Origin of the sequence: Streptomyces sp. TRM70350 (assembly GCF_019219825.1) — a bacterium.
Lineage (GTDB): Bacteria > Actinomycetota > Actinomycetes > Streptomycetales > Streptomycetaceae > Streptomyces.
In genome coordinates, this window is sequence record NZ_JAHUXH010000002.1 from 437,265 (window position 1) to 460,365 (window position 23,101).

Sequence of the window (23,101 nt, forward strand, 5' to 3'; positions counted from 1 at the left end):
GTCTGTGCCTGGTGGTGGGCCTGCGTCGCTGTCCGCGGGTGGCTGTATGTCTGTGCCTGGTGGTGGGCCCGCGTCGCTGTCCGCGGGTGGCCCCACGCCTTTGCCCGGTGGCGGCCCCACGCCTCTGCTCGGCGGTGGCCCTACGTCCCTGCCCGCGGGTGGTCCCACGTCCCTGCTCGCCGACGGCCCCACGTCCCTGCCTGCCGGTGGCCCCGCCGCCCCGCCCGCCACCTGAGACATCGCCCCGCTGGTTCGCATCCGTGGCCCCCCGCCGGTTAGGTTGCCCTCATGACCGACACGACTGCTCCTCGCACCACCGGCGCCGTGGCCGCCGGCCTTGCCACGATCGCCGCTGACGGCACTGTTCTCGACACCTGGTTCCCCGCGCCCGAGCTGGCCGCCGAGCCCGGACCGGCCGGTACCGAGCGCCTCGACGGGGCGCGCACGGCCGAGCTGCTCGGTGAGCACGGCGTCGCGGCCGTCGGCAAGGACGAGGTGCGCGGCGTGGAGGTCGTGGCGGTCCGGACGGTCATCTCCTCCGTGGAGGACAAGCCGCTCGACACCCACGACGCCTACCTGCGCCTGCACCTGCTCTCGCACCGCCTGGTCAAGCCGAACGAGCCGAACCTCGACGGCATCTTCGGCCTGCTCGCCAACGTCGCCTGGACCTCCCTCGGCCCGGTCGCCGTCGACACCCTGGAGACCGTACGGCTCGCCGCCCGCGCCCGCGGCCTGCACCTCAGCGTCCTCGGCGTCGACAAGTTCCCGCGCATGACCGACTACGTGGCCCCGGCCGGCGTCCGGATCGCCGACGCCGACCGTGTCCGCCTCGGCGCCCACCTCGCGTCCGGCACCACCGTCATGCACGAAGGCTTCGTCAACTTCAACGCCGGCACTCTCGGCACGTCGATGGTGGAGGGCCGTATCTCGCAGGGCGTCGTCGTCGGCGACGGCTCCGACATCGGCGGCGGCGCCTCCACCATGGGCACCCTGTCGGGCGGCGGCAAGGAGCGGGTCGCCATCGGCGAGCGCTCCCTCGTCGGCGCCGAGGCCGGTATCGGCATCGCGCTCGGTGACGACTGCGTGGTCGAGGCGGGCCTCTACCTCACCGCCGGCACCCGGGTCACCATGCCCGACGGCCAGATCGTCAAGGCCCGCGAACTGTCCGGCGCCTCCAACATCCTCTTCCGCCGCAACTCCGTCACCGGCACCGTCGAGGCCCGCCCGAACAACGCCGAGTGGGGCGGGCTGAACGACGTACTGCACAGCCACAACTGACACCTGTCGTCGCTCAAGACGATCACTTAAAAGGATTACCGTCCGTTACCTCGGGCCGCTTCCGGCAGATGAGTTCGGTGGACCCAGTGTCCGATCAGATGCCGAAACGGTGAGACGAGGACTGAGCAAAATGACGAACGAGCGGGCGAGGATCGTGGCGCGTCGGCTGACCGGTGTGGTCATCCTGGCGACGATGTGCTGGCTCCCGGCGGGCGCCGCGCACGCCGACGAGACCAACCGGGCCTCGCACAACGGTCCGCGGATCGGCCTGGTCAACCTCGGCCAGGTCGACGACCCGATGGAGGACGTGCTGGAGCACTTCCGGCTGGTCGGCGACGAGCAGACCACGGAGAACGCCGCGGGCTGATCCGTCCCGCCGCGAGCACCGGGGCCCGGGGCCCCCACCGCGTGGAGGCCATGGAGACATGGTCTGCGGTGGGGGCCCCGGGCCTCTGTGGTCCCCTGGGCCATCGCTTGTCAGCGGGCTGTTCGTCATGCGGGCAGTCGCTCGCCCGCCGTCCTTTCCTCGTCCGCCGTCCTTTCCTCGCGCGCCGCCCATCCCTCGTCCGCCGCCAGCTCCTCGTACGTCGCCAGCAGACCGTCCCTCGCCTCCCGGCCCGCGGGGCGCAGGGGCGGGCGGACCGGGCCCGACGGCAGGTCCAGCGCGGACAGCAGTGCCTTGGCGGTGACCGTGCCGGGGAGCCCGGCCGACATCATCGCCTCGATGAGGGGCACGGCCTGCCGCTGGCGGCGGGCCGCGCCGGTCGTGTCGCCCGCGTCGAAGTCGTCGAGAACGGAGCGGATGTGACGGGGGATCACGTTCGCCACCGTACTGATGCAGCCCGCCGCGCCCACCGCGTACAGGGCCAGATTGTGCTCGTCGCAGCCCGCGTAGTACGCCAGGTCCGTGCGGGACAGGACCTTCTGGGTGCCGAGGAAGTCGTACGAGCAGTCCTTGACCGCCACGACGCGGGGGTGCTCGGCGAGCCGGATCACTGTGTCCGGCTCGATGCGGGTGCCGGTGCGGGCCGGGATGTCGTACAGCATCAGCGGCAGGCCGGACGCGTCCGCCACCTCGCGGAAGTGCGCTTCCACGGCGTCCTGCGGGGGTCGGCTGTAGTACGGGGTGACGACCAGGGCACCGTCCGCGCCCGCCTGCTCGGCCTGCACGGTGAGCTCGATCGTGTGGCGGGTGTCGGAGGTGCCGACGCCCGTGACGACGGACGCGCGGTCCCCGACCGCCTCCCGCACCGCCCGGACGAGCGCCGCCTTCTCGGCGTCGGACGTGGTCGGCGACTCACCCGTGGTGCCGTTGAGCACCAGCCCGTCGCAGCCCCGCGACACCAGCCGGTCGGCGAGCCGCTGCGCGCCGTCGAGGTCGAGCGCGCCCGCCTCGGTGAAAGGGGTGATCATCGCGCAGAGGGTGCGGCCGAAGGGCGGGGCGGGGCAGGGGGCGTTCGTCATGGGAGTAGTGTCGGCAGGGGGATCTTGTAGATCCACTTAAATTTTCTACGACGTATTGGTAAGTGCTTGTGCGGCGCGGTGGAGATGGTTCACCGGTGCGCACAGCGAGCCCGGGCTGCCGCCCGCCGGACTCGGCGCAGCCGAACTCGTCGCCGAGGCTGCCCTGTTGCAGGCCCGCCTCGACTGGTTCCAGACCCAGCTGGGCGCGACTGGGCCGCCGTGGTGGCGGGGACGCGGGGAACGGGTAGCGAGGGCGGGGACGGGTACCCGGGTATTCCGAACGAGAGGAGGCGGAACACCGTGACCGGGACCCCGGACGCCAAGCCCGTGGCCGAGGAGCACCACTCGGTGGGCGAACTCGTCGGCCAGGCAACCGAACAACTCTCCCAGCTCGTACGGCAGGAAATACACCTCGCCAAGGAGGAGCTGGCCGAGAAGGGCCGACGCGCGGGTCGCGGCGGCGGACTCCTCGGCGCCGCGGGCGCCGTCGCCTACGCCGGGCTGCTCGCCCTTGCCGCCACGGCCGCCGCCGCGCTCTCGCTGACGCTGCCCGTCTGGGCTGCGGCGCTCATCGTCACCGGCGTGCTCTTCGCGCTCGCCGGACTACTGGCCGCGACCGGCCGCGCCCAGCTGCGCCGCGCGGCACCCCCCACGCCCGAGGAGACCCTCGGCAGCGTCAGAGCCGATGTCGAGGAGATCAAGGAAAGGGCACATCGATGACAGACAGGACGACGCAGGGGACCGGCGCCAAGGGGCCCGACGAGCTGCGCCGGCAGATAGCGCAGACCCGCAGCCAACTCGGCGACACGGTCGAGGAGTTGGCGGCCAAGGCAGACGTCAAGGGCCGTGCCAGGGCCCGCGCCGCCGACCTGAGGGACAAGGCCGGCGCGATGACCGTCCAACTGCGCAGCACCGCCGCCCACGCCGGACACACCGTCCAGGGCAAGGCGGCCCAGGCGGGGCACGCCGTGCAGGGCAAGGCCGCCGAGGCGACGCACGCCGTGCAGGGCAGGGCCACGAAGGCGAGCCACGCGGTGCAGGGCAGGGCCGCCCGGGCGAGCGAGGCCGTCGAGCACGGTGGCATGCCGCAGCCGGTGCGTACGGTCGTCCAGGCCGGGCTACGGCATCCCCGGACGGTGCTGCTCGCCGGGGCGGCGGCCGGAGCGGTGGTCGTCGCGGCGGCGGTGATGCGGCGGCGGCACGGCGGGCGGTAGGTGACCGGAACGCTCGTCGGCGCCTGAGTGCCGGTCGAGATCGAAGGCCGGCCGGTGGACGAACCGGCCGGCCCTCTTCATGGGCGGGGTTCAGCCGGCCCTGATCACAAGCGGTTACGGGCGGAACCGCAGCACCTGCGGGTCGTGGTCGCTGATCTGGTCGTGGAACTCGGCGTTGATGTGCACGCTGTCGTACTCGAAGTCGCAGCCGCGCCGGATCGACGGGCTGATCAGGATCTGGTCCAGCGTCTGGCTGTTGCCCTGGTAGACATACGAGTAACGCTCGCTCCTGGGCAGCGACTTGATCGCCGACCACAGCTCGCCGTCGCCTTCGAGGATCTCCACCGTGTCGGAGAACTCGAAGTCGTTGATGTCGCCGAGCGTGACGACGTCCGCGTTCTTCTGGGTGTCCAGGATCTGCTTCACGAACGCGTTCACCACCGTCGCCTGGAGGTGGCGCTGGGTCTCCGACGTGCGGGTCGGCGGCTGGTACTGGGCGTGCAGCGACTGGTCGCCGCCCTTCGACGCGAAGTGGTTCGCGATCACGAAGACCGTCCTGCCCCGGAAGACGAACTCTCCGGCCAGCGGCTTGCGGCTGTCCTCCCAGGCCGCGTTCGCCGGGTCGATCCGGCCGGGGGAGACGGTGAGCGCCGCCCTGCCGCGCACCTTGGTCACGCCGGTGGCGGTCGTCGCGTCGCCACCCGGGCGGTCGGTGAAGGACACCCGCTCGGGGTTGAACAGGAACACGTTGCGGATGTTGCCGCCGGGCTGGCCGCCGTCCTCGCCGTCCGCCGGGTCGACGGAGCGCCAGTCGTAGCGCGGGCCGCCCGCGGCGACGATCGCGTCGATCAGCTTGGTCATCGTCCGGTCGGCGGCGACCGTGCCGTCGTTCTTCGTGCCGTTGTTGTCCTGGATCTCCTCCAGGGACACGATGTCGGGCGACTGGAGGTTGTGCACGATCGCGGCGGCGTGCTCGTCGAACGTGGCGTCGGCCGGGTCGAGGTTCTCGACGTTGTACGTCGCCACCGCCAGCTCGCCGCGCCGCTGCTTGCGGGTCGTCTCGCGCTCCAGGCCGCCCTGCTTCAGCGTGCCGAGCTCCCTCGCGACGAGGGTGTAGCCGCCGAACTGGGTGTAGTCCAGCGGGCCGGTCGTCGTGCCGGTGAGCATGTCGCCGACGTTCGCGTCCGGGAAGTCGGCGACCTTGCCGAGGGACTGGATCTGCAGGCGGCCGGTGTTCTGCGAGGTGTACGAGCCGTAGACCGTGCCGCCGTGGCGGCTGGCGTTCTCGCGCGGCTTCACCGTGACCCACAGCTCGGTGTACGGGTCGGTGGCGCCGACCACGCGCGTGTCGGCGACCTGGACGTTCATGCCCTCCAGGGACTCGTAGTAGTCCAGGGCGTGCTTCTCCGGCCGGAGCGGCAGGCCGTTGATGGAACCGTTCGCCGCCGGGTCGCCCGCCGGGGTGTAGGCGTTCGGCACGGACCGCGCGTCGATCACCGTGGCGGCCGGGACCGGGTTGCCGCTGGAGACGACGCTGATTGTCGGCCGGGTGATCTCGGTGAGCGCCTGGTTGCCGGAGGAGGTGCCGCCCGGGACGTACTCGGACACCGTTCCGGACACGGTCACCGAGTCGCCGACGGCGACCTTCGGGGTGGAGCCGGTGAAGACGAAGATGCCCTCACTGGTGGCCGGGTCGGCGTCCGCGATCGGGTCCTGGATCCAGAAACCCCGCGACGAACCGTAGGTGCGCACGCCGGTGACGATTCCGGCCACGTCCGTGACCTGCCGGCCGGCGTACGGAGATATCCGCGTACTGCCCTGGATGTCATGGATGCGCACCGCGTCCGCGTGCGCGGGCGCGGCGATGACGACGGTGGACGCCGCGGAACAGACGGCGGCGACGGTGAGCGCGGCAAGGCGCGCGGAAGACTTGCTCGGCAACGGGATCCCTCCGGGGACGTACGTGAGCGCCGGGACGAGGGTGGAACGGAAAACAGTGACGACGCGCGTAGAAACCGTGAACGGAGTGAACACCTGTCCCCCCCATTTCTACGCGCGTCAATTTCCTGTGTCCTCAGGCCACTTGTCAAGGTTTCGGCCATGTACAGCGCCCGACGGGGAGATGAACCGGGCGGCATGGGTGGAAATCCGTCTAGGCTGAGCGGCTGAGTCGTACGACGGGTTTCGGGGTCGTACGACGTACAGACGGTCGTACGGCCTCCAAGGCGCCCTAGGAGATCCCCCCGATGTCAGACAGCTCCCCCCTGCCGCCGGTGCGGCTGACCTCCGAAGCGGAGCTGGCGCGCGACGCGCTGTCCACGCCGTTGCTGTCCCGGGCCGCCCGGCTCGCCCGCTGGGCCGGGCCCGGCACACGCGTGGAGGCCGGGGGCGCACTGGTCGACGAGCAGCTGCCGGCCGCGGCCGAGGCGCTCGGGCTGAGCGGGGACGACGCGGCCGCGCTGGCCAGTGAGGCCTGGCGGATGGCCGTGGACACCGGGCTGGTCGAGGTCGTCGACGAGGCGGCCGGCACCGTCACGGCGGGCGAGGAGCTGGCGCGGCTCACCGGCGGCTCCCCGCACGACGTGCTCGGCGTGTGGCTGGGCGCCCTGGAGACGGTGCTCGCCGACGCGAGCGTGCCCGACCTCGACGACCTGGCCCACGCGATGGACGAGGGCGGCCGGGTCGACCACACCGCGCTGGACTGGGACCCCGGGGCGGAGTCCGCGTTCCTCGACGGCGTGCTCGGCAACCTCTACCTGCTCACCGTCAGTGAGGACGGCCCCGGCCGGGCGCCCGTGCCGCTGCCCGCGCTGGCCGCGTCGATGATCGTGCCGGGCGACATGGCCGAGCCCACCAACGACGTTCTGGAGCAGGTGTCGGACGCGATGATGCGGCTGGACGACCAGTTCCGGGTGCTTCAGCCGGTGGGGCTGGTGGAGTACCAGCCGGTCGACGAGGCGCTGATGGCGGACGCCGAGGACGCCGCCGGGGAACCGGGCGCCGTCGACGACACCGACGTCTCCCGCTACGGCATGGTCCGGCTCACCCCGCTCGGCCTGTACGGGCTGCGGGCGCGGCTGCTGGAAGCCGGTTTCGACGCGCCCGCGGTGGGCGAACTGGCCGACAAGGGCGCCGACGCGCTGCTCGACAAGACAGCCGCCTTCGGGCCGCGGGCCGCGCAGGCCGAGACGGAACAGTGGCTGGCCCGCCGCGAACCCCTCGCCGCCGCGCGGGAGTTGCTCGCCGCCGCCCGGGGCGCGGACTCCGGCGCCCCGCTGCGCCGACTGCGCTGCCAGCAGGCCCTCTCGCTCGTCGGCCCCGACGCCGAACCCGCCCTGCGGGACGTCCTCGACGACCCCGAGCTGGGCGGTCTCGCCCGGGTCTGGCTGACCGAGCACGGCTGCACGGACGTACCCGCCCCGTCCGAGGCGATGGTCTTCTGGCTCACCGTGGACACCCTGGCCGCACAGCTCGCCGCCGAGGGCAACTCCGAGGAACTGCGCGGCCTGGTGGAGGGGCTCGCGGAGCAGCACAGCGGCTTCTTCGCGGCGGCCTGGCGGGTCGACCATCCGGCCACCGCGGACGTCCTGGAGGCGATGGGGCGGATCCACCCCGACAAGAAGATCGCCAAGGAGGCCAGGAAGGCGGCCTTCAAGGCGCGCTCGCAGCAGGGCGGTTGAGGGTTTCCCGACGCTGCGGGAGCGGTCGCCTCGCGTACGAACGGTGATCGGTTTCCCCGTTGCGAGGGCGGAGTTGCGGGGGCGGATTCCCCGAAACCGCGTGCCGGGACTGGTTTCTGCTGTTGTGGGAGTGGTGTCGGCTTGTGCCGGGGGCGGCGTCCCGCCGCGTGGTGCAGCCCTTTGGCCCCCGCCCGTCCGGGGGGCCTGTGGCGGCCGGTGCGGCCAGGCGTCGCGGGCCGCTGCCCGAGCCCAGCAGGGCGGTATGCGCGGCTCGCCACCCGGATGTTGGGCCGACCACTGCCATGACCTGCGGGCAATGAACGCTGCCCGGCTGCACCACTCGACGGGACGTGGCCGTGCCGGGGCCCGTTTCCGCCGTTGTCCGAGCGGTTCCCGGCCGGTGGTGGGGGTGTACGGATTCATGGAAGCGAGCCGGGCGGTGTCGCTCGGTGTTCAGGTGGCGTTCACGACCGGGCGTCACCGTTGCGCCGACCCGAGGTCCGCCACCCTCCACGGCACTCGCCCCGTCACAGGAGACAGCATGTCGCTCACTCGCAGGGACTTCGCCAGGACCACCGCGATCACCGGCGCCGGTGTCGCACTGGCGGGCAGCGTCGGCGCGCTCGCCACCGCCCCCGGCGCCCTCGCGTCCGCCGAGACGGAGACCACGGGCGAGGAGTCCGCGGCCAGGCACGGCGGGGTCGGATACGGCCCGCTCGTCCCCGACCCGGACGGCATCCTCGCGCTGCCCGCAGGCTTCTCGTACAAGATCCTCACCTACGCGGGCAGGACCAGGCTGGAGTCGGGCGAGTTCACCCCCGCCGAACACGACGGCACCGCGGCCTTCGCCGGTCCGCGCGGCACCACCCTCCTGGTCAACAACCACGAGATGGACGGCCCGCGCGACGAACAGGAGTACCCCGTACCGCTCATCGACGGCCTCGTCTACGACCCCGCCGCCCCCGGCGGCTGCACGGTCGTCGAGGTGCGCCGCGACGGCCGGGTCGCCGAGTGGGTCGGTATCGCCGGCACCGCCAACAACTGCGCCGGCGGCTCCACCCCCTGGGGCACCTGGCTGACCTGCGAGGAGAACTCAGACCGGGCCGGCGAGAACGGCATGACCAAGGACCACGGCTACGTCTTCGAGGTCGACCCCTGCGACCGGCGCGCCAACCGCGACCCCAAGCCGCTGAAGTTCTTCGGCCGTTACGACCACGAGGCCGTCGTCATCGACCCCAAGCGCGGCCACGCCTACCTCACCGAGGACGCCGACGAACCCAACGGCCTGTTCTACCGCTGGACCCCGCCGGAGGGCTTCGAGTACGGCCCCGGGAGGTTCCGCACCCTCGCCGACGACGCCGGTGTCCTGCAGGCGCCCAAGTGCTACAACTCCGGCGGCCACTTCGTCGACGACCTCTCCCGCGCCACCAAGGTCGGCACCGTCTACGGCGTGGACTGGGTCGACGTCCCGGACCGCGACGCCAGGACGGTCCCCGTGCGGGAGCAGTTCGGCGAGGGCGAGATCACCCGCGGCCGCAAGCTGGAGGGCATGTGGTGGGGCGACGGCGGCGCGTACATCGTCTCCTCGTACGCCCGTGAGGAGAGCCCCGCCCAGCACGACGGCCAGGTCTGGTTCTACGACCCCAAGCGCCGGACGCTGACGTTGAAGGTCCTGCTCGGCGTGAACCCCGACCCCGCCAGGGACGGCGCCTTCGACGGCCCCGACAACATCACCGTCTCCCCGTACGGCGGCCTGATCATCGCCGAGGACGGCGACGGCGTCCAGCACCTGTTCGGCGCCACCGACAGCGGTCGCACCTACCCCCTCGCCCGCAACGACCTGAACATCGGCACCGAGGACGAGCCCGAGTACAGCGAGTTCACCGGCGTCACCTTCTCACCCGACGGCAGGACCCTGTACGCCAACATCCAGGAGCCGGGCATCATGCTCGCCATCACCGGTCCCTGGAAGCGGCAGCGGCGTTAGAACGCCGAGTCACCCGTACGGGTGGGGCTGTCCGATTCGACGGACGACCTGTGGTGCTGGACATACGGTTCACGCATGTCCAAGTTGTGTGAGCGGTGCGGCATGCCGGTGAGCCCGCGCCGTGCCGCCACGGCGACCCGACCGAGCAGGTCCCGGCGCACATTCCGGGCCACACCTGGAACCTGGCCGGTCACCGGGCGGGCCACGGGCCGTCCGGAAGGGCGACAGGCACACGTTGGGCGGGCTGTCGGACGCGGCGTTCCGGATGGTGCCGCTGCTGGAGGCGGCGCGGGACGCCGACTCGCCGTGGGGTCGGCCGGCTGATCCATCGGGGGGTTCCTTGATGCCGAGGGGCACCGGATGAGGCCCACGGGCGGCGGTACACCGTCCGTGGGCCTCATCAGTAGCATCGGGGAGAGTCTCCGGTTTGCGAGGAGTTGCTGGATGACGCAGGTCAAGCCCATGCGCGCGGACGCTCGGCGCAACTACGAGCGGTTGCTGAAGGCGGCGGTGGAGGCCTTCGCCGAGCAGGGGGAAGGCGCGTCGCTCGATGACATCGCCAGGCGGGCGGGGGTCGGGTCCGGCACGCTCTACCGTCACTTCCCCACGCGCCAGGCGCTGTTGGTGGCCGCCCACCTCGACCGGATCGAGGCACTCGCGCGGCGCGGCGACGAGATCGCGCGGGAGCTGCCGCCGGGTGAGGCACTGGTGGAGTGGCTCAACGAGCTGGCCCTGGGCATGATCCAGGTCCGTGGCCTGAAGTCGCTGCTGGGTTCGGCCGTCACGGACGACGGCTCGGCCGTGGCCACCGCCTGCGGGACCAGCCTCAAGGGAGCGGCCGAGCGGCTGGTGCGGGCGGCTCGGGCGGAGGGGGCCCTGCGGGAGGACGTCGAGCCGATCGAGGTCCTGCGGCTGACGCACGGGGTGGCGACGGCGTCGGAGCTGGCGGACGGGCAGGGCAGGGACATCCGGCGGTATCTGTCCCTGCTGATGGAGGGGCTGCGGGCGGTGCGGTGAGCGGCGCCTCGGTGCGCCTGCCGCGGGCCGCCCGAGCGGACCTTGACGTACGAGCCTGCCGCCAGGTCTGCGAGCGTGCGCGTGGTCAGGCGTCGCAGCCGCACCCTGACGCGGTCCTGGCCTGCGTGCCGGTCGGCGCGGCTTCGGCGGAGGTCTCGACGGCAGTGCAGCGGGCGTTGACGCCGCAGCACGCGTCGGCCGCTCCCGCCGGTTCGGTCGAAGCGCCGGCGGTCTCCGGCTTGGTGGCGCGGACGATGGCGGAGTGCATGCCGTCGGCGACCGAGTGGGTGGGGGTGATCGAGACGTCGGTGAACCCGGCGGCTTCCAGTCCCTCCCGGTATTCGGTGACGGACAGCGCGCCGGCGACGCAGCCGACGTAGTCACCGCGCTCGGCCCGCTGCTCGGGCGTGAGGGCGTCGTCGGCGACGATGTCGGAGACACCGACGCGGCCGCCGGGCCTCAGCACGCGGAAGGTCTCGGCGAACACCGCGGGCTTGTCGACGGACAGGTTGATCACGCAGTTGGAGATCACCACGTCGACGGTCTCGGCGGGCAGCGGGATCGCCTCGATGGTGCCCTTGAGGAACTCGACGTTCGTCGCGCCCGCCTTCTCGGCGTTGGCCAGGGCCAGGGCGAGCATCTCGCCGGTCATGTCCAGCCCGTACGCCTTGCCGGTGGGACCGACCCGGCGTGCGGAGAGCAGGACGTCGATGCCGCCGCCGGAGCCGAGGTCGAGGACGTGCTCGCCGTCCCGTAGTTCGGCGACGGCGGTGGGGTTGCCGCATCCGAGGGAGGCGGCGACGGCCTCGGCGGGCAGGGTGTCGCGCTCGTCGGCGGCGTAGAGCGTGGAGCCGAAGTCCTCCTCGACCTCGGCCGGCTGCGGCCCGCAGCAGGCGGTGCCGCCCTCGGTGACCTTCACGGCCGCCGCGGCGTAGCGCAGGCGGACGGTTTCGCGCAGGTCGGTGGACTGCTCGCGCATGGCTCACCCCACGGCGTGCATTGACGTTCGTTGATACAAGAGTGCGGCGTGACTTGATACAAGAGTGCGCCTTGAATCGAAAAACGCCAACATAGAGAGGTGTCGAAGCAAGGGGCCGGGGTGACCGGCCAGGGCGTGCGCCGTGCCCACCCTGAGGACGCGCAGCCTCGGGTTGGCACGGTGCTCGCATGCTGCTCCGACCGGCGCTTCTCTACAGTGCCTGCGCCGCCGGCTTGACCATGTTGCGGACCGTGCGGGCCTTGACGAAGTCGCCCATGGCCGTCATCTCCCACTCGCCGGAGTACTGGCGGATGAGCTTGGCCATCATCACGCCGGTCTGCGGCTCGGCGTTGGTGAGGTCGAAGCGGACGAGTTCCTCGCCGCTGCCCGCGTCGATCAGTCGGCAGTAGGCCTTGGCGACCTCGGTGAACTTCTGGCCGGAGAAGGAGTTGACCGTGAAGACCAGGCCGCTGACCTCCTGCGGGAGGCGGCCGAGGTCGACGGTGATCACCTCGTCGTCGCCGCCGCCCTCGCCGGTGAGGTTGTCGCCGGAGTGGCGGATCGCGCCGCCCACGATCTGGAGCTTGCCGAAGTAGCAGCTGTCGATGTGGTTGCGCTGCGGGCCGTACGCGATGACCGAGGCGTCCAGGTCGATGTCCTTGCCGCGGTACGCAGGCTCCCAGCCGAGGCCCATCTTGACCTGGGAGAGCAGCGGGCGGCCGCCCTTGACCAGGGAGACGGTCTGGTTCTTCTGGAGGCTGACCCGGCCCTTGTCGAGGTTGATCTTCCCGGCGCCGGGGGCTGCGGCCGGGGCGGGCGGGGCCGCCGGGGGTGCGGTGGGCGCCAGGGGCGTGGTGCGGCGCGGGTCCATGACCGGGGCGGGCGGGGCCACCGGGGGCTGCATGGGCGCCGGGGGCGGGGTGACCGGCTGGGCCGGGGCGGCCGGCTCCTCCACGGTGACGCCGAAGTCCGTGGCGATGCCGGCCAGGCCGTTGGCGTAGCCCTGGCCGACCGCGCGGGCCTTCCATGCGCCGCCCCGCAGGTAGATCTCGACGATCACCAGTGCCGTCTCGGTGCCGAGCTGCGGGGGCGTGAACGTCGCCAGGACGCTGTTGTCGTCCGCGTTGCGGATCGTGGCCGTCGGTTCGATGCCCTGGAAGGTCTGGCCCGCGGCGTCCGGGCTGGCGGTGACGACGATCTTCTCGATGCCCGGGGGGAGGGCGCTGGTGTCGACCGTGATGGCGTCGGGGGCGGTGCCGCCGCCTGAACGGTACGTCACGCCGGGGCCGTTGGGCTGGTTGTAGAAGATGAAGTCGTCGTCGGAGCGCACCTTGCCGTCGGCGGTGAGCAGCAGGCCCGATACGTCGAGCCGCACCGGTGCGGCGACGTCCACCGTCACGCGGGCGGCGGAAAGAGGGATGTTCGAGCCGGGGGTCATAGCTGTCATGCCCCGTGAACGACCGGGGCCGCTTTACCGTTCCCTTACCGGGCGGCCGATCGGGTCACCGGCGGTTCGGGGGCGAGGAAAACCCCTACGGCACCACGACGATCTTCCTGCCGACGCCGGACGCGAACTGCTCCAGGGCCTGCGGATAGCTGGTCAAGGGCAGGCGGTCGCTGATGAAGATCTCCGGGTCCAGGACACCGCCCGCGAACAGTTCCGCAGCGCGCTCGAAGCTGTGCAGGACCGCCATCGAGCCGGTGATGGTGATCTCCTGGTTGTAGATGCGGTACGGGTCGATCGTCACGCGCGTCGCGTAGTCCGCCACGCCGAACTGGAGGAACGTACCGGCCTTGGCCACCCGGTCCAGGCCGTCCTGGATCGCCGCCGCGTTCCCGGTCGCGTCCACCACCACGTCCCAGCCCTGCGGACGGTCCAGCTCGTCGGCGTTCGCCGCCGAACCGGAGACACCCAGCTTCCGTGCCGTCTCCAGCCGGGCCGGATTGACGTCCACCACGTCCACACTCGCCGCGCCCGTCCGCTTGGCCAGCTCCAGCATCATCAGGCCCATCGTGCCCGAGCCGTAGATCAGGACGTGGGCGCCGAGGCGGGACTGCAGGACGTCGTAACCGCGTACCGCGCACGACAGCGGCTCGACCAGTGCCGCGTCCTGCGTGCGGATGTGCTCGGGGAGCCTGACGCAGTTCGCCACCGGCGCCACCGCGTACTGGGCGGCGCCGCCCGCCGTCGTCACGCCGATCGCGGCCCAGCGTTCGCAGAGGTTGTTGTGGCCGGTACGGCAGTGGCGGCACTCGTGGCAGTACAGCGACGGGTCGACCGCCACCTGGTCGCCCGGTGCCACCTCGGTGACCCGGGTGCCCACGGCCACCACCTCGCCCGCGAACTCGTGACCGGGCACGATCGGCAGCTTCGGTGCGAACTCGCCCTGCAGGATGTGCAGGTCCGTGCCGCACAGGCCGCACGCCGCGACCTCGACCACGACGTCGCGCGGTCCCGGCGTCGGGTCCGGTACCTCGGCGACGACGGCCTTGCCCACGGACTCGATGACGGCGGCCTTCATTTCACGGCTCCCAACGACAGGCCCTGGACCAGCTTGTCCTGGGCGGCGAACCCCGCGGCGAGCACCGGCAGGGAGATGACGAGCGACGCGGCGCACACCTTGGCCAGGAACAGGCCCTGACTGGTGATGAAGCCGGTCAGGAAGACGGGGGCGGTCTCGGCGACCACGCCGGTGAGCACACGGGCGAACAGCAGCTCGTTCCAGCTGAAGATGAAGCAGATCAGGGACGTCGCCGCGATACCGGGCAGGGCGATGGGCGCCACCACCCGCCACAGGACGGTCGGCAGTCTCGCGCCGTCGATCTGTGCCGCCTCGATGATCGCGACGGGCACCTCGGAGAGGAAGGACTGCATCATCCACACCGCGATCGGCAGGTTCATGGCCGTGTAGAGGACGACCAGCGCCCAGATGTTGTCGAGCAGACCGGCGTTCTTCGCGAACAGGTAGATCGGCAGCAGGCCCGCGACCAGCGGCAGCATCTTGGTGGAGAGGAAGAAGAACAGGACGTCCGTCCACTTCTTCACCGGGCGGATGGACAGGGCGTACGCGGCGGGCAGCGCGAGGAGGAGCGTCAGCAGCGTGGAGGCCACCGAGGCCGTCGCCGAGTTGATCAGCGAGGGCCAGGGGCCGGCGCCGCCGCCCACGCCGAAGAACTCGCGGTAGCTGTCCAGGGTGAGCGAGGCGGCGACGGAGGGCGGGTTGGTCGCCGCGTCCGCCTCGGAGTGGAAGGACGTCAGGACCATCCAGAGGACGGGGAGTACGAAGAGGATGCCGGCCAGCCAGGCGGTGATCCCCAGGGCGGCACCCTGAAGCCGGGCGCGGGGCCGGGACGGTCGCGGGGCGGCGGTGGTGAGCGTGGCGGTCATCAGCGGGACACCTCAGCGCGGAACAGGGACGACACGACACGCAGGGCGAAGGTCGCGAGGACGAGCGAGCCGATGACGACGATGACGCCGGCCGCCGAGGCGAGGCCGTTCTCGTGTGCCTGGTAGAAGGTCTGGTAGATGGTGTACGGCAGGTTCGCGGTGCCCAGGCCACCGGAGGTGATGGTGTACACCGCGTCGAAGTTCTGCACGATGTAGATCGAGCCGAGCAGCACGCTCAGTTCGATGTAGCGGCGCATGTGCGGCAGCGTCATGTGGACGAACACCTGCCAGTCGTTGGCGCCGTCCACCCGGGCCGCCTCGATCAGCTGCGGGTCACGGCTCTGCAGCCCGGCGAGCAGGATCAGCGTCATGAACGGCGTCCACTGCCAGATCAGCGAGGCCTCGACCGCCATCAGCGGCATCTCGGAGATCCAGTCCGGCTGGACCGCCCCGTCCCCTCCGATCCAGTGCAGGATGCCGTTGAACAGGCCGTACTCGGGGTTGAACAGCACGTGCTTCCACAGCAGCGCGGCCGCGATCGGCACCAGCAGGAACGGGGCGATGAGCATCGTGCGCACGACGGCCCGGCCACGGAACTTCCGGTCGAGGAGCAGTGCCAGCATCAGGCCCAGTACCAGGCTGACGAGCACGACCGTGACCGTCAGCAGGACCGTCGTCCACACCGACTTGCGCAGTGCGGGCGTGCTCAGCACCTCCGCGTAGTTGGCGAAGCCGGCGAAGTGGCGCTGGTCCGGGTAGAGGGCGTTCCAGTCGAAGAACGAGATCACCAGGGTGGCCACGAAGGGCAGCTGCGTCACGACGATCATGAAGATCAGAGCGGGCAGCAGCGGGGCGCGGGTGGCCCACGCGCGCATACGGTTCGGCCGCCGGGCCGCCGGCCGCGCGGGGGCGGCGGCGACCCGGGTGGGGGGAGTCGTGACGGTCATGATCACTGGTACTTCTTTCCGACGGCCTCGGCGAGCTTCTGCGACTGGCTCAGCGCGCTGTCCACGGACTGCCGGCCGGCGATCGCGGCGCTGATCTCCTGGGAGACCTTGGTGCCCAGGTCGGTGAACTCGGGAATGCCGACGAACTGGATGCCGGGCGCGGGCCGGGGCTGCACGCCCGGGTCCTCGGGCTTGGCGTTCGCGATGGCGTCCCGGGTGACGTCCGCGAAGGCGGCCGCCTCCTCGCGGTACTCCGGGATGTCATAGGTCGACGCGCGCTTGCCGGCCGGCACGTTGGCCCAGCCGAGCTTCTCGCCGACGAGCTTCTCGTAGTCCTTGCCGGAGGCCCAGGAGATGAACTTCCAGGCGCTATCGGCGTTCTTGGACGCCTTCTGGACGCCCCACGCCCAGGTGTAGAGCCAGCCCGAGCTGTCGGTCTTCTCGACCGGCGCCGGGACGTAGCCGATCTTGCCCTTGACCGGGGAGCCGGAGGCCTCCAGGGACCCGGCGCCGGCCGTGGCGTCGTACCACATGGCCGTCTTGCCCTGGGTCATGTTGTTCAGGCACTCGGCGTAGCCGGACTGCGCGGCGCCCGCCTCGCCGTGCTCGCGGACCAGGTCGACGTAGAACTGCGTGGCCTCCTTGAACTCCTTGGAGTCCAGCCGCGCGTTCCAGTCCTCGTCGAACCAGGTGCCGCCGAAGGTGTTGACGACCGTGGTCAGCGGCGCCATGACCTCGCCCCAGCCGGGCAGGCCGCGCAGACAGATGCCCTTCATGCCGGGTTCGGCCCCGTCCACCTTCGCGGCGAGGTCGGCGACCTGCTTCCAGGTGGGCTTGTCGGGCATGGTCAGGCCCGCCTTCTCGAAGACGTCCTTGCGGTACATCAGGAAGGAGGACTCGCCGTAGAAGGGCTCGCCGTAGAGCTTGCCGTCCTCCGCGGTGAGGGCCTGCGTCATCGGGGTGAGGATGTCGCCCTGGTCGAAGGCGGTGTCGTTCTTGACGTACTCGTCCAGGGAGTGGAGCCAGCCGTTCCTGGCGTAGATCGGGATCTCGTAGTTGCTCAAGGTGGCGACGTCGTACTGGCCCGCCTGGTTGGCGAAGTCCTGGCTGATCTTGTCCCGGACGTCGTTCTCCGGCAGGACGGTGAAGTTCACCGCGATCCCGGTGTCCTTGGTGAAGTGGCCGGCGGTGAGCTTCTGCAGCTCCACCATCTGCGGGTTGTTCACCATCAGGACGTTGAGGGACTCGCCGTCGGAGGACCCGGACCCGCCGGCGCCCGCGCAGGCGGCGAGTGAAGTGATCAGTGTTCCCACGGCGGCCACGGCAAGCAGTCTGCATGGCGTGCGACGGCTCTGGGTTCGCATGCGGCTCTCCTGAACATATAGGTGCAAAGGGGACTGTTAGGGGATGGGGGTGCCTTGCAGGAGGGTCGGTTGGACTGGTGGATCTTCGAATGCGGTGCGTGGGGAGGTGGGGGCGGCGGACCCGAGGTCAGACGCGGACGACCTGCGGCCCCAGCAGTGAGTAGCGGTGGGCCTCGGCCGCGGGGAGCAGGGTGCTCGTCACGATCGCCTCCAGGGCGCCGACCTCGGCGAACCGGCAGAAGCTGACCGCTCCGAACTTGGTGTGCACCCCCGCGAAGACCGTGCGCCGCGCGGACCGGATCGCCTGCGACTTGACCTCGCTGACCGCTGGGTCGGGGGTCGTCAGGCCGTGTTCGCGGGAGATGCCGTTGGCGCCGATGAACGCCAGGTCGATGACGAAGCCGGCGAGCATCTTCGTCGTCCAGTGGTCGACGGTCGCCAGCGTGCCCGAGCGGACCCGGCCGCCGAGCAGCAGGACCGAGATGGTCTCGGCCTCGGCGAGCGAGCCCGCGACCGGCAGGGACGCGGTGACCACGGTGAGGGGCCGGTCCCTGGGCAGGGCCTCGGCGACGAGCTGCGGGGTGAAGCCCTCGTCGACGAAGACCGTCTCGGCGTCCCCGAGCAATTCGGCCGCCGCGGCCGCGATCCGGCGCTTCTCGGGCACGTGGCTGGTGGCGCGGAAGGCGAGTGTCGTCTCGAAGCCGGCGCTCTCCACGGGGTAGGCGCCGCCGTGGGTGCGGCGGAGCAGGCCGTGGTCCTCCAGCACGCGCAGGTCCCGCCGGACGGTCTCCTTCGCCACGCCGAGGTCGGTGGCCAGCGCGGTGACGTCGACCGAGCCGGTGGCGCGCGCGACCCGCACGATCTCGCGCTGGCGCTCCTCGGCGGTCCACGCCGTCCGCGCCGTCCTCGCCGTCGTCATTGTCGACACCCGCTTCCGTGCTGTGTGCGTGGCTCGATCGTCGGGAGGCGTTCGAACCGGTACTGCCCGTTCGGGCCCGGTGGAGCCCGTGGGGGAAGTTCTACAGCGGTGGTGCGGGACTGAACAGGCCTGTCGCCGAGCCGATACTGCCCGTTTGTGACCGTTTGCCGCGGCGCCTGCCCGTCTCGGACCTGCGCGTCCGAGGGGGGCGGCGTGAGAGCGGGCAGCGCGGATGCCCGAATGCGGGAGCGGGCGGGCCCGTTCGGTGCCCGCCCGCTCCCGCCAGGCGCTCGCCTTGCGCCGTCCTGGCCGAATCAGTACGGCCAGATCGGCGGGTCGTTCACGAAGTGGCCGCCCAGGCAGGCGTGGGCCGGATTGGCCGGGTCCAGCTCGCCCTGCTCGGCGATCAGCTTCTCGGCGTACGGCTCCGAGTCGTCCTGCGGTTCGTAGCCGAGCGCCCGCGCGGTGGACAGGTCCCACCACAGGCGGGTGTTGGCGGAGGAGCCGTAGACGACCGTGTGGCCGACGTTCTCGGCGGTCAGGGCCGCGTGGAAGAGGCGGGCGCCGTCGGCGGGGCTCATCCACACCGAGAGCATGCGCACGCTGGTCGGCTCCGGGAAGCAGGAGCCGATGCGGACGGAGACGGTCTCCATGCCGTACTTGTCCCAGTAGAACTGGGCGAGGTCCTCGCCGAAGGACTTGGACAGGCCGTAGAAGGTGTCCGGGCGGCGCGGCGTGTCGATCGGGATCAGTGGGTCGTCGCCCTGAGGGCGCGGGGTGTAGCCCACCGCGTGGTTGGAGGAGGCGAGGACGATACGGCGGATGCCCTCCTCGCGGGCGGCCTCGTACAGGTGGTACGTGCCCTCGATGTTCGCCTTGAGGATCTTTTCGAAGGGGGCTTCCAGGGAGATGCCCGCGAGGTGGATGATCGCGTCGACGCCCCGCACGGCCTCGCGCAGGGCCGCCCGGTCGGCGAGGTCCGCGGTGATCGCGTCCGGTGCGTCCTCGACGGGGCGCAGGTCGAGCAGGCGCAGCGCGTACCCGTGCGCCGGGAGCAGGTCCCGCATCAGGGTGCCGAGCCCCCCGGCGGCGCCGGTGAGCAGAACGGTGCGGGGAGCGGGCATCCTCGGGTCTCCTTGCGGGGTCTCCTTGGGTGAACGGCCGCATGGGTGCACGGCATTCACAATCGTGGACACGCTAAGGAGCGGGGCCGCGCCCGTCAAGGGGTGCGCGGAGGCATGAAATCCGCTGGTGCGTTGGGGGTTGACCGGCTTGACCCCTCCCATGGAGCCACCTTAGCGTGAGCATGTTCAGGACTGTGGACGCGAAACATGAATATGAACCAAAACCTTGGAGGGCCCGTGACGCCAGCTCCGCTCGCCGCCCGCCTCAGCGTCCCCGGCGGGCCGCTGTTCTTCCCGGTCACCGCCTACGCACCCGACGGCTGCCTGCACCTCGACGCCTACCGGGCCCACGTCCGCCGCGGGGTCGAGGCCGGGGCCGCTGCCGTCTTCGCGTGCTGCGGCACCGGGGAGTTCCACGCGCTCACGCCGGAGGAGTTCGAGGTCTGTGTGGCGGCGGCGGTGGAGGAGGCGGCGGGGCGCGTGCCGGTGGTCGCGGGCGCCGGATACGGGACCGCGCTCGCCGTCCACTACGCACGGCTCGCCGAACGGGCCGGGGCGGACGGACTGCTCGCCATGCCGCCGTACCTCGTGCACGCCGGGCAGGAGGGCCTGCTGCGGCACTACCGGGAGTTCGCGTCGGCCACCGCCCTGCCGGTGATCGTCTACCAGCGCGACAACGCCGTGTTCACCCCCGAGACCGTCGTCGACCTCGCCCGCACGGACGGGATCATCGGCCTCAAGGACGGCCTCGGCGACCTGGACCTGATGCAACGGACCGTGAGCGCCGTACGCACCGAAGCCCCGGGCGACTTCCTCCACTTCAACGGACTGCCGACCGCCGAGCAGACCCAGCTCGCCTACCGCGCCATCGGTGTCCCGCTCTACTCCTCGGCCGTGTTCTGCTTCGCGCCGGAGATCGCCCTCGCCTTCCACAGCGCCCTCGACGCCGGTGACGGCCACACCGTCCGCCGCCTGCTGGACGGCTTCTACCGGCCGTTCGTCGAACTGCGCGCCCGGGGCCGCGGCTACGCCGTCTCCCTCGTCAAGGCGGGCGTACGGCTGCGCGGGCTCGATGTGGGCGAAGTGCGGCCACCGCTGCACGAACCGAGCGAGGATCATGTCAAACAGCTCGCTCAGGTGATCGAGCGTGGCTACGCGCTGCTGGAGGAGGACGCGTGAAGGCGTCGGCATTCGTCTACCCCTGGGACATCAACGGGGACCCCGAGGCACCGGCACGGATCGCCGCGCTCGGCGTGGACCAGGTGACGCTCGCCGCCGCCTACCACTCCACGCGCGCCGTCACCCCGCGCCATCCCCGCCACCGCATCGTCACCGCCGAACACGCCGCCGTGCTCTACCCGGCCGACGACCGCTGGGCGGGCCGCCGCCTGCGCCCGTACCCGGCCGGGGACTGGGCGCCCGGCGACGCGTACGGCGAGGCGGCGGCCGCCCTCGCGGACGCCGGACTGGAGGTGCACACCTGGGTGGTCCTCGCGCACAACTCCCGCCTGGGCGCCGAGCACCCGGACACCTCCGTCGTCAACGCCTACGGCGACCGCTACCCCTGGGCGCCCTGCATCGCGCAGCCCGCCACGCGCGCGTACCTCGTGGAACTGGCCGCCGAGGCCGCCGTACGGCCGGGCGCGCGCGGCACCGAGCTGGAGTCGCTCGGCTGGTACGGCCTCGCCCATCTGCACGCCCACGACAAGACCGCGGGCGTCGGCCTGGGGGACGCCGGGCAGTACCTGATGTCGCTGTGCTTCTGCCCCGACTGCCGGGCGGGCTACGCCGCACAGGGCCTCGACCCCGACGAACTGGCCGACGCCGTACGCAGCGCACTGCAACCGGTGTGGCAGGGGGCGCCCTCGGACGGCGGCTGGGCGGGCGTGGAGAAGCTGCTCGGCGAGACCGGGGCGACCGCCACGCGCGCGTGGCGCGACGAGACCGCACGCGCCCTCCAGGAGGCGGCGGTCACGGCCGTGCGCGCCGCCGCACCCGACGGCTTCCAGGTCCTGCTGCACGCGGACCCGGTGTCGTACCACTGCGGCGCCAACGCGGGCGTGGACCCGGCGCACATCCTGTCCGTCGCGGACGGTGTCGTGGTGCCGTGCACGGGCGGGGCGGGCCTGCTGACGCCGTTCGCCGAGCAGGGCCGGGACGGTGCCGTGCTCGCCGCCAACTTCACCGTGGTCGCCGGGATGGGCGGCCGCCCCGGCACCCTGGCCGACGACGCCGCACGCGCGCGTGCCCTCGGCGCCACGGAACTGCGGCTGTATCACGCCGGATTGGCGTCGGACGGCGACCTGGCGGCGGTGCGGGCGGCGCTCAACGGCAGCTGAAGCGGCGTCAGGAGCAGGGCCACGCCCAGCAGCACGAGCAGCGGCTGGTGGGGGAGCAGTTCGACCAGGGCGGCCCCCACCGCAAGGCCCAGCACGTTCGGCGCGAACATCAGGGTGCTCGCCGTGGCGGCGGTACGGCCCAGGAGGGCGGCCGGTGTGCCGTGCTGTACGGCGGTCAGGGCGGCGATCAGCACACAGGGCAGCCCGGCGCCGATCGCCACGCTGCCCGCCCAGGCCGCCGGATCGTACGGCACCGCCCGCAGCGCCACCCCGACGCCGGTGAGCGCGACCCCGGCCGCCGCGAACCGGCGTTCGCCCCTCCGACGCAGGGCGGCGCCGGAGGCCAGGCCGACAGCGACCGACCCGAGGCCCTGAAGGGCGGCGAGCACACCGGCGTACGCCGGGGGGTGCCCGAGGCGCTCGACGACGGCGTACAGCAGGGCGCCGTTGAGTCCGGCGAAGAGCATGGTCGTGCCGCCGGTGAGGACGAGGGGGCGCAGGCGGGGGTGGGCCCACAGGTGCCGGACGCCCTCGGACGTGCGTGCGCGTCGGCCGCCGGTGGGCGTGCTCTCCCGGACGCGCACAGCGGCGTACAGGCCCGTGGCGAGCACGAAGGTGGCCGCGTCCAGCAGGGCCACGCTCGGCCCGCCGTACGCCGCGTAGACGCCCGCTCCGGCCACCGGGGCGATCAGCTTCACGCCCTCGGTGAGGGTCATGCGCAGGCCGTTGAAGTCGCCGAGCAGGTCCGGGTCGAGGGCGGTGGCGACAAGTGCCGACTCGGCGGCGTCCTGGACGACGCCCGCCGCGCCGTACCCGAACAGGACCGCGAACAGCAGCCACACGTCACCCGGGGAGTCCACCGTGAGGAGGGCGGGCAGGAGCGCCGCCATCAGCAGGTTCGTGCCGATCAGCAGGGGCTTGCGGCGGACGCGGTCCGCGAGGGCGCCGAGGAGGGGACCGGCGAGGGTGGGCGCCCACATGGCGAGCAGGCTCAGCGCGGCGAGGCCGTCCGAGCCGGTGAGGTCCTTGACCCAGACGCCGGAGGCCAGCCACAGGGCGGAGGTGCCGAGGCCGGAGATCACCACGCCGGTGAGGTGGAGGGCGGCGTTGCGGTCGCGCAGGAGGCGGGGGAGGGGGCGGGCTGTGCCGGGTGTGCCGCCCGTCTTGCCATGCATGCCGTTCATGCCCGGTCATCGTGGGCCTAAGGGGTCCTTGCACTATGCCCGCCCGGGTCGCGCGGCCTGGCACCGCACCTCGCCGCGTTGCCGAAACGCCCTGGTAGCGGAGCTACCAGGGCGCTCCGGCGCCTTGCGATGCACGGCACCAGACCACGCGACCTGATCGGACGCTCATAGTGCAAGGACCCCTAAGCCCCGGTGCGACGGATCGGGCAGATGCCGT

At 71.8% G+C, this 23,101-nt stretch carries 20 protein-coding genes and 1 pseudogene; 10 read left to right on the plus strand and 11 right to left on the minus strand.

Features of this window, described 5'->3' with window-relative positions; genetic code table 11:
- The first annotated feature begins 288 nt into the window (after positions 1 to 288).
- Together dapD and KWI83_RS05320 are read left to right on the plus strand one after the other, a co-directional pair.
- A complete protein-coding gene (gene dapD, locus KWI83_RS05315; protein ID WP_218513085.1) occupies positions 289 to 1,278 on the plus strand; it encodes a 2,3,4,5-tetrahydropyridine-2,6-dicarboxylate N-succinyltransferase in 990 nt (329 codons plus the stop codon).
- A gap of 130 nt (positions 1,279 to 1,408) precedes the next feature.
- Positions 1,409 to 1,645: a hypothetical protein gene (locus KWI83_RS05320; RefSeq protein WP_218513086.1), complete on the plus strand. Its 237-nt coding sequence runs from the start codon at positions 1,409 to 1,411 to the stop codon at positions 1,643 to 1,645.
- A 125-nt stretch (positions 1,646 to 1,770) separates the two neighbouring features.
- Here KWI83_RS05320 and dapA read toward each other — a convergent pair whose 3' ends face one another.
- Complete coding sequence (dapA, locus tag KWI83_RS05325) at positions 1,771 to 2,742, minus strand: 4-hydroxy-tetrahydrodipicolinate synthase (RefSeq protein ID WP_218513087.1); 972 nt, start codon at positions 2,740 to 2,742, stop codon at positions 1,771 to 1,773.
- A gap of 300 nt (positions 2,743 to 3,042) precedes the next feature.
- Here dapA and KWI83_RS05330 point away from each other — a divergent pair, with 300 nt between their 5' ends.
- Together KWI83_RS05330 and KWI83_RS05335 are read left to right on the plus strand one after the other, a co-directional pair.
- Positions 3,043 to 3,462, plus strand: a complete 420-nt coding sequence (locus KWI83_RS05330; RefSeq protein WP_218513088.1) for a phage holin family protein — start codon at positions 3,043 to 3,045, stop codon at positions 3,460 to 3,462.
- Positions 3,459 to 3,956, plus strand: a complete 498-nt coding sequence (locus KWI83_RS05335) for a DUF3618 domain-containing protein (RefSeq protein ID WP_218513089.1) — start codon at positions 3,459 to 3,461, stop codon at positions 3,954 to 3,956. Before KWI83_RS05330 ends, KWI83_RS05335 begins: the two co-directional genes overlap by 4 nt.
- 114 nt (positions 3,957 to 4,070) lie before the next feature.
- Here KWI83_RS05335 and KWI83_RS05340 read toward each other — a convergent pair whose 3' ends face one another.
- A complete protein-coding gene (locus tag KWI83_RS05340) occupies positions 4,071 to 5,897 on the minus strand; it encodes an endonuclease/exonuclease/phosphatase family protein (protein ID WP_218513090.1) in 1,827 nt (608 codons plus the stop codon).
- A gap of 305 nt (positions 5,898 to 6,202) precedes the next feature.
- On the opposite strand from KWI83_RS05340, the gene KWI83_RS05345 reads away from it, so the two are divergent.
- From KWI83_RS05345 to KWI83_RS05355, 4 genes and pseudogenes are all read left to right on the plus strand, one after another.
- A complete protein-coding gene (locus tag KWI83_RS05345) occupies positions 6,203 to 7,636 on the plus strand; it encodes a hypothetical protein (protein ID WP_218513091.1) in 1,434 nt (477 codons plus the stop codon).
- 541 nt (positions 7,637 to 8,177) lie between these two features.
- On the plus strand, positions 8,178 to 9,623 hold the full coding sequence (locus tag KWI83_RS05350; protein ID WP_218513092.1) for an alkaline phosphatase PhoX: 1,446 nt from the start codon (positions 8,178 to 8,180) through the stop codon (positions 9,621 to 9,623).
- Positions 9,624 to 9,748: 125 nt separating this feature from the next.
- Positions 9,749 to 9,987: pseudogene (locus tag KWI83_RS38150) on the plus strand (hypothetical protein); the annotation flags it as partial.
- An 80-nt stretch (positions 9,988 to 10,067) separates the two neighbouring features.
- The gene (locus KWI83_RS05355) at positions 10,068 to 10,640 is read left to right on the plus strand and encodes a TetR/AcrR family transcriptional regulator (RefSeq protein ID WP_218513093.1); all 573 of its coding nucleotides are present in this window, start codon (positions 10,068 to 10,070) and stop codon (positions 10,638 to 10,640) included.
- A gap of 85 nt (positions 10,641 to 10,725) precedes the next feature.
- Here KWI83_RS05355 and arsM read toward each other — a convergent pair whose 3' ends face one another.
- From arsM to KWI83_RS05395, 8 genes are all read right to left on the minus strand, one after another.
- Positions 10,726 to 11,619 (minus strand): arsenite methyltransferase, encoded by an 894-nt coding sequence (gene arsM / locus KWI83_RS05360; RefSeq protein WP_218513094.1) that lies wholly within the window; start codon positions 11,617 to 11,619, stop codon positions 10,726 to 10,728.
- Positions 11,620 to 11,830: 211 nt separating this feature from the next.
- A complete protein-coding gene (locus tag KWI83_RS05365; protein WP_218513231.1) occupies positions 11,831 to 13,057 on the minus strand; it encodes a TerD family protein in 1,227 nt (408 codons plus the stop codon).
- Between the two features lie 94 nt (positions 13,058 to 13,151).
- Positions 13,152 to 14,141 (minus strand): zinc-dependent alcohol dehydrogenase family protein, encoded by a 990-nt coding sequence (locus KWI83_RS05370; protein ID WP_218513095.1) that lies wholly within the window; start codon positions 14,139 to 14,141, stop codon positions 13,152 to 13,154.
- A complete protein-coding gene (locus KWI83_RS05375; protein WP_218513096.1) occupies positions 14,138 to 15,007 on the minus strand; it encodes a carbohydrate ABC transporter permease in 870 nt (289 codons plus the stop codon). Before KWI83_RS05375 ends, KWI83_RS05370 begins: the two co-directional genes overlap by 4 nt.
- On the minus strand, positions 15,007 to 15,954 hold the full coding sequence (locus KWI83_RS05380) for a carbohydrate ABC transporter permease (RefSeq protein ID WP_218513097.1): 948 nt from the start codon (positions 15,952 to 15,954) through the stop codon (positions 15,007 to 15,009). Before KWI83_RS05380 ends, KWI83_RS05375 begins: the two co-directional genes overlap by 1 nt.
- A 2-nt stretch (positions 15,955 to 15,956) precedes the next feature.
- Positions 15,957 to 17,318, minus strand: coding sequence for a sugar ABC transporter substrate-binding protein (locus KWI83_RS05385; RefSeq protein ID WP_218513098.1), 1,362 nt, complete (start codon positions 17,316 to 17,318; stop codon positions 15,957 to 15,959).
- 127 nt (positions 17,319 to 17,445) lie between these two features.
- Positions 17,446 to 18,237 (minus strand): DeoR/GlpR family DNA-binding transcription regulator, encoded by a 792-nt coding sequence (locus tag KWI83_RS05390; protein ID WP_218513099.1) that lies wholly within the window; start codon positions 18,235 to 18,237, stop codon positions 17,446 to 17,448.
- A 314-nt stretch (positions 18,238 to 18,551) separates the two neighbouring features.
- Positions 18,552 to 19,361 carry an NAD(P)-dependent oxidoreductase gene (locus KWI83_RS05395; protein WP_218513100.1) on the minus strand — a complete coding sequence of 270 codons (810 nt, stop codon included), beginning with the start codon at positions 19,359 to 19,361 and terminating at the stop codon, positions 18,552 to 18,554.
- A gap of 237 nt (positions 19,362 to 19,598) precedes the next feature.
- On the opposite strand from KWI83_RS05395, the gene KWI83_RS05400 reads away from it, so the two are divergent.
- On the plus strand, positions 19,599 to 20,540 hold the full coding sequence (locus KWI83_RS05400) for a 5-dehydro-4-deoxyglucarate dehydratase (RefSeq protein ID WP_218513101.1): 942 nt from the start codon (positions 19,599 to 19,601) through the stop codon (positions 20,538 to 20,540).
- The gene (locus KWI83_RS05405; protein ID WP_218513102.1) at positions 20,537 to 21,700 is read left to right on the plus strand and encodes a hypothetical protein; all 1,164 of its coding nucleotides are present in this window, start codon (positions 20,537 to 20,539) and stop codon (positions 21,698 to 21,700) included. Before KWI83_RS05400 ends, KWI83_RS05405 begins: the two co-directional genes overlap by 4 nt.
- Here KWI83_RS05405 and KWI83_RS05410 read toward each other — a convergent pair.
- Positions 21,637 to 22,884, minus strand: a complete 1,248-nt coding sequence (locus tag KWI83_RS05410; RefSeq protein WP_256361770.1) for an MFS transporter — start codon at positions 22,882 to 22,884, stop codon at positions 21,637 to 21,639. The two genes, KWI83_RS05405 and KWI83_RS05410, sit on opposite strands and share 64 nt — an antisense overlap.
- Positions 22,885 to 23,101 lie beyond the last annotated feature (217 nt).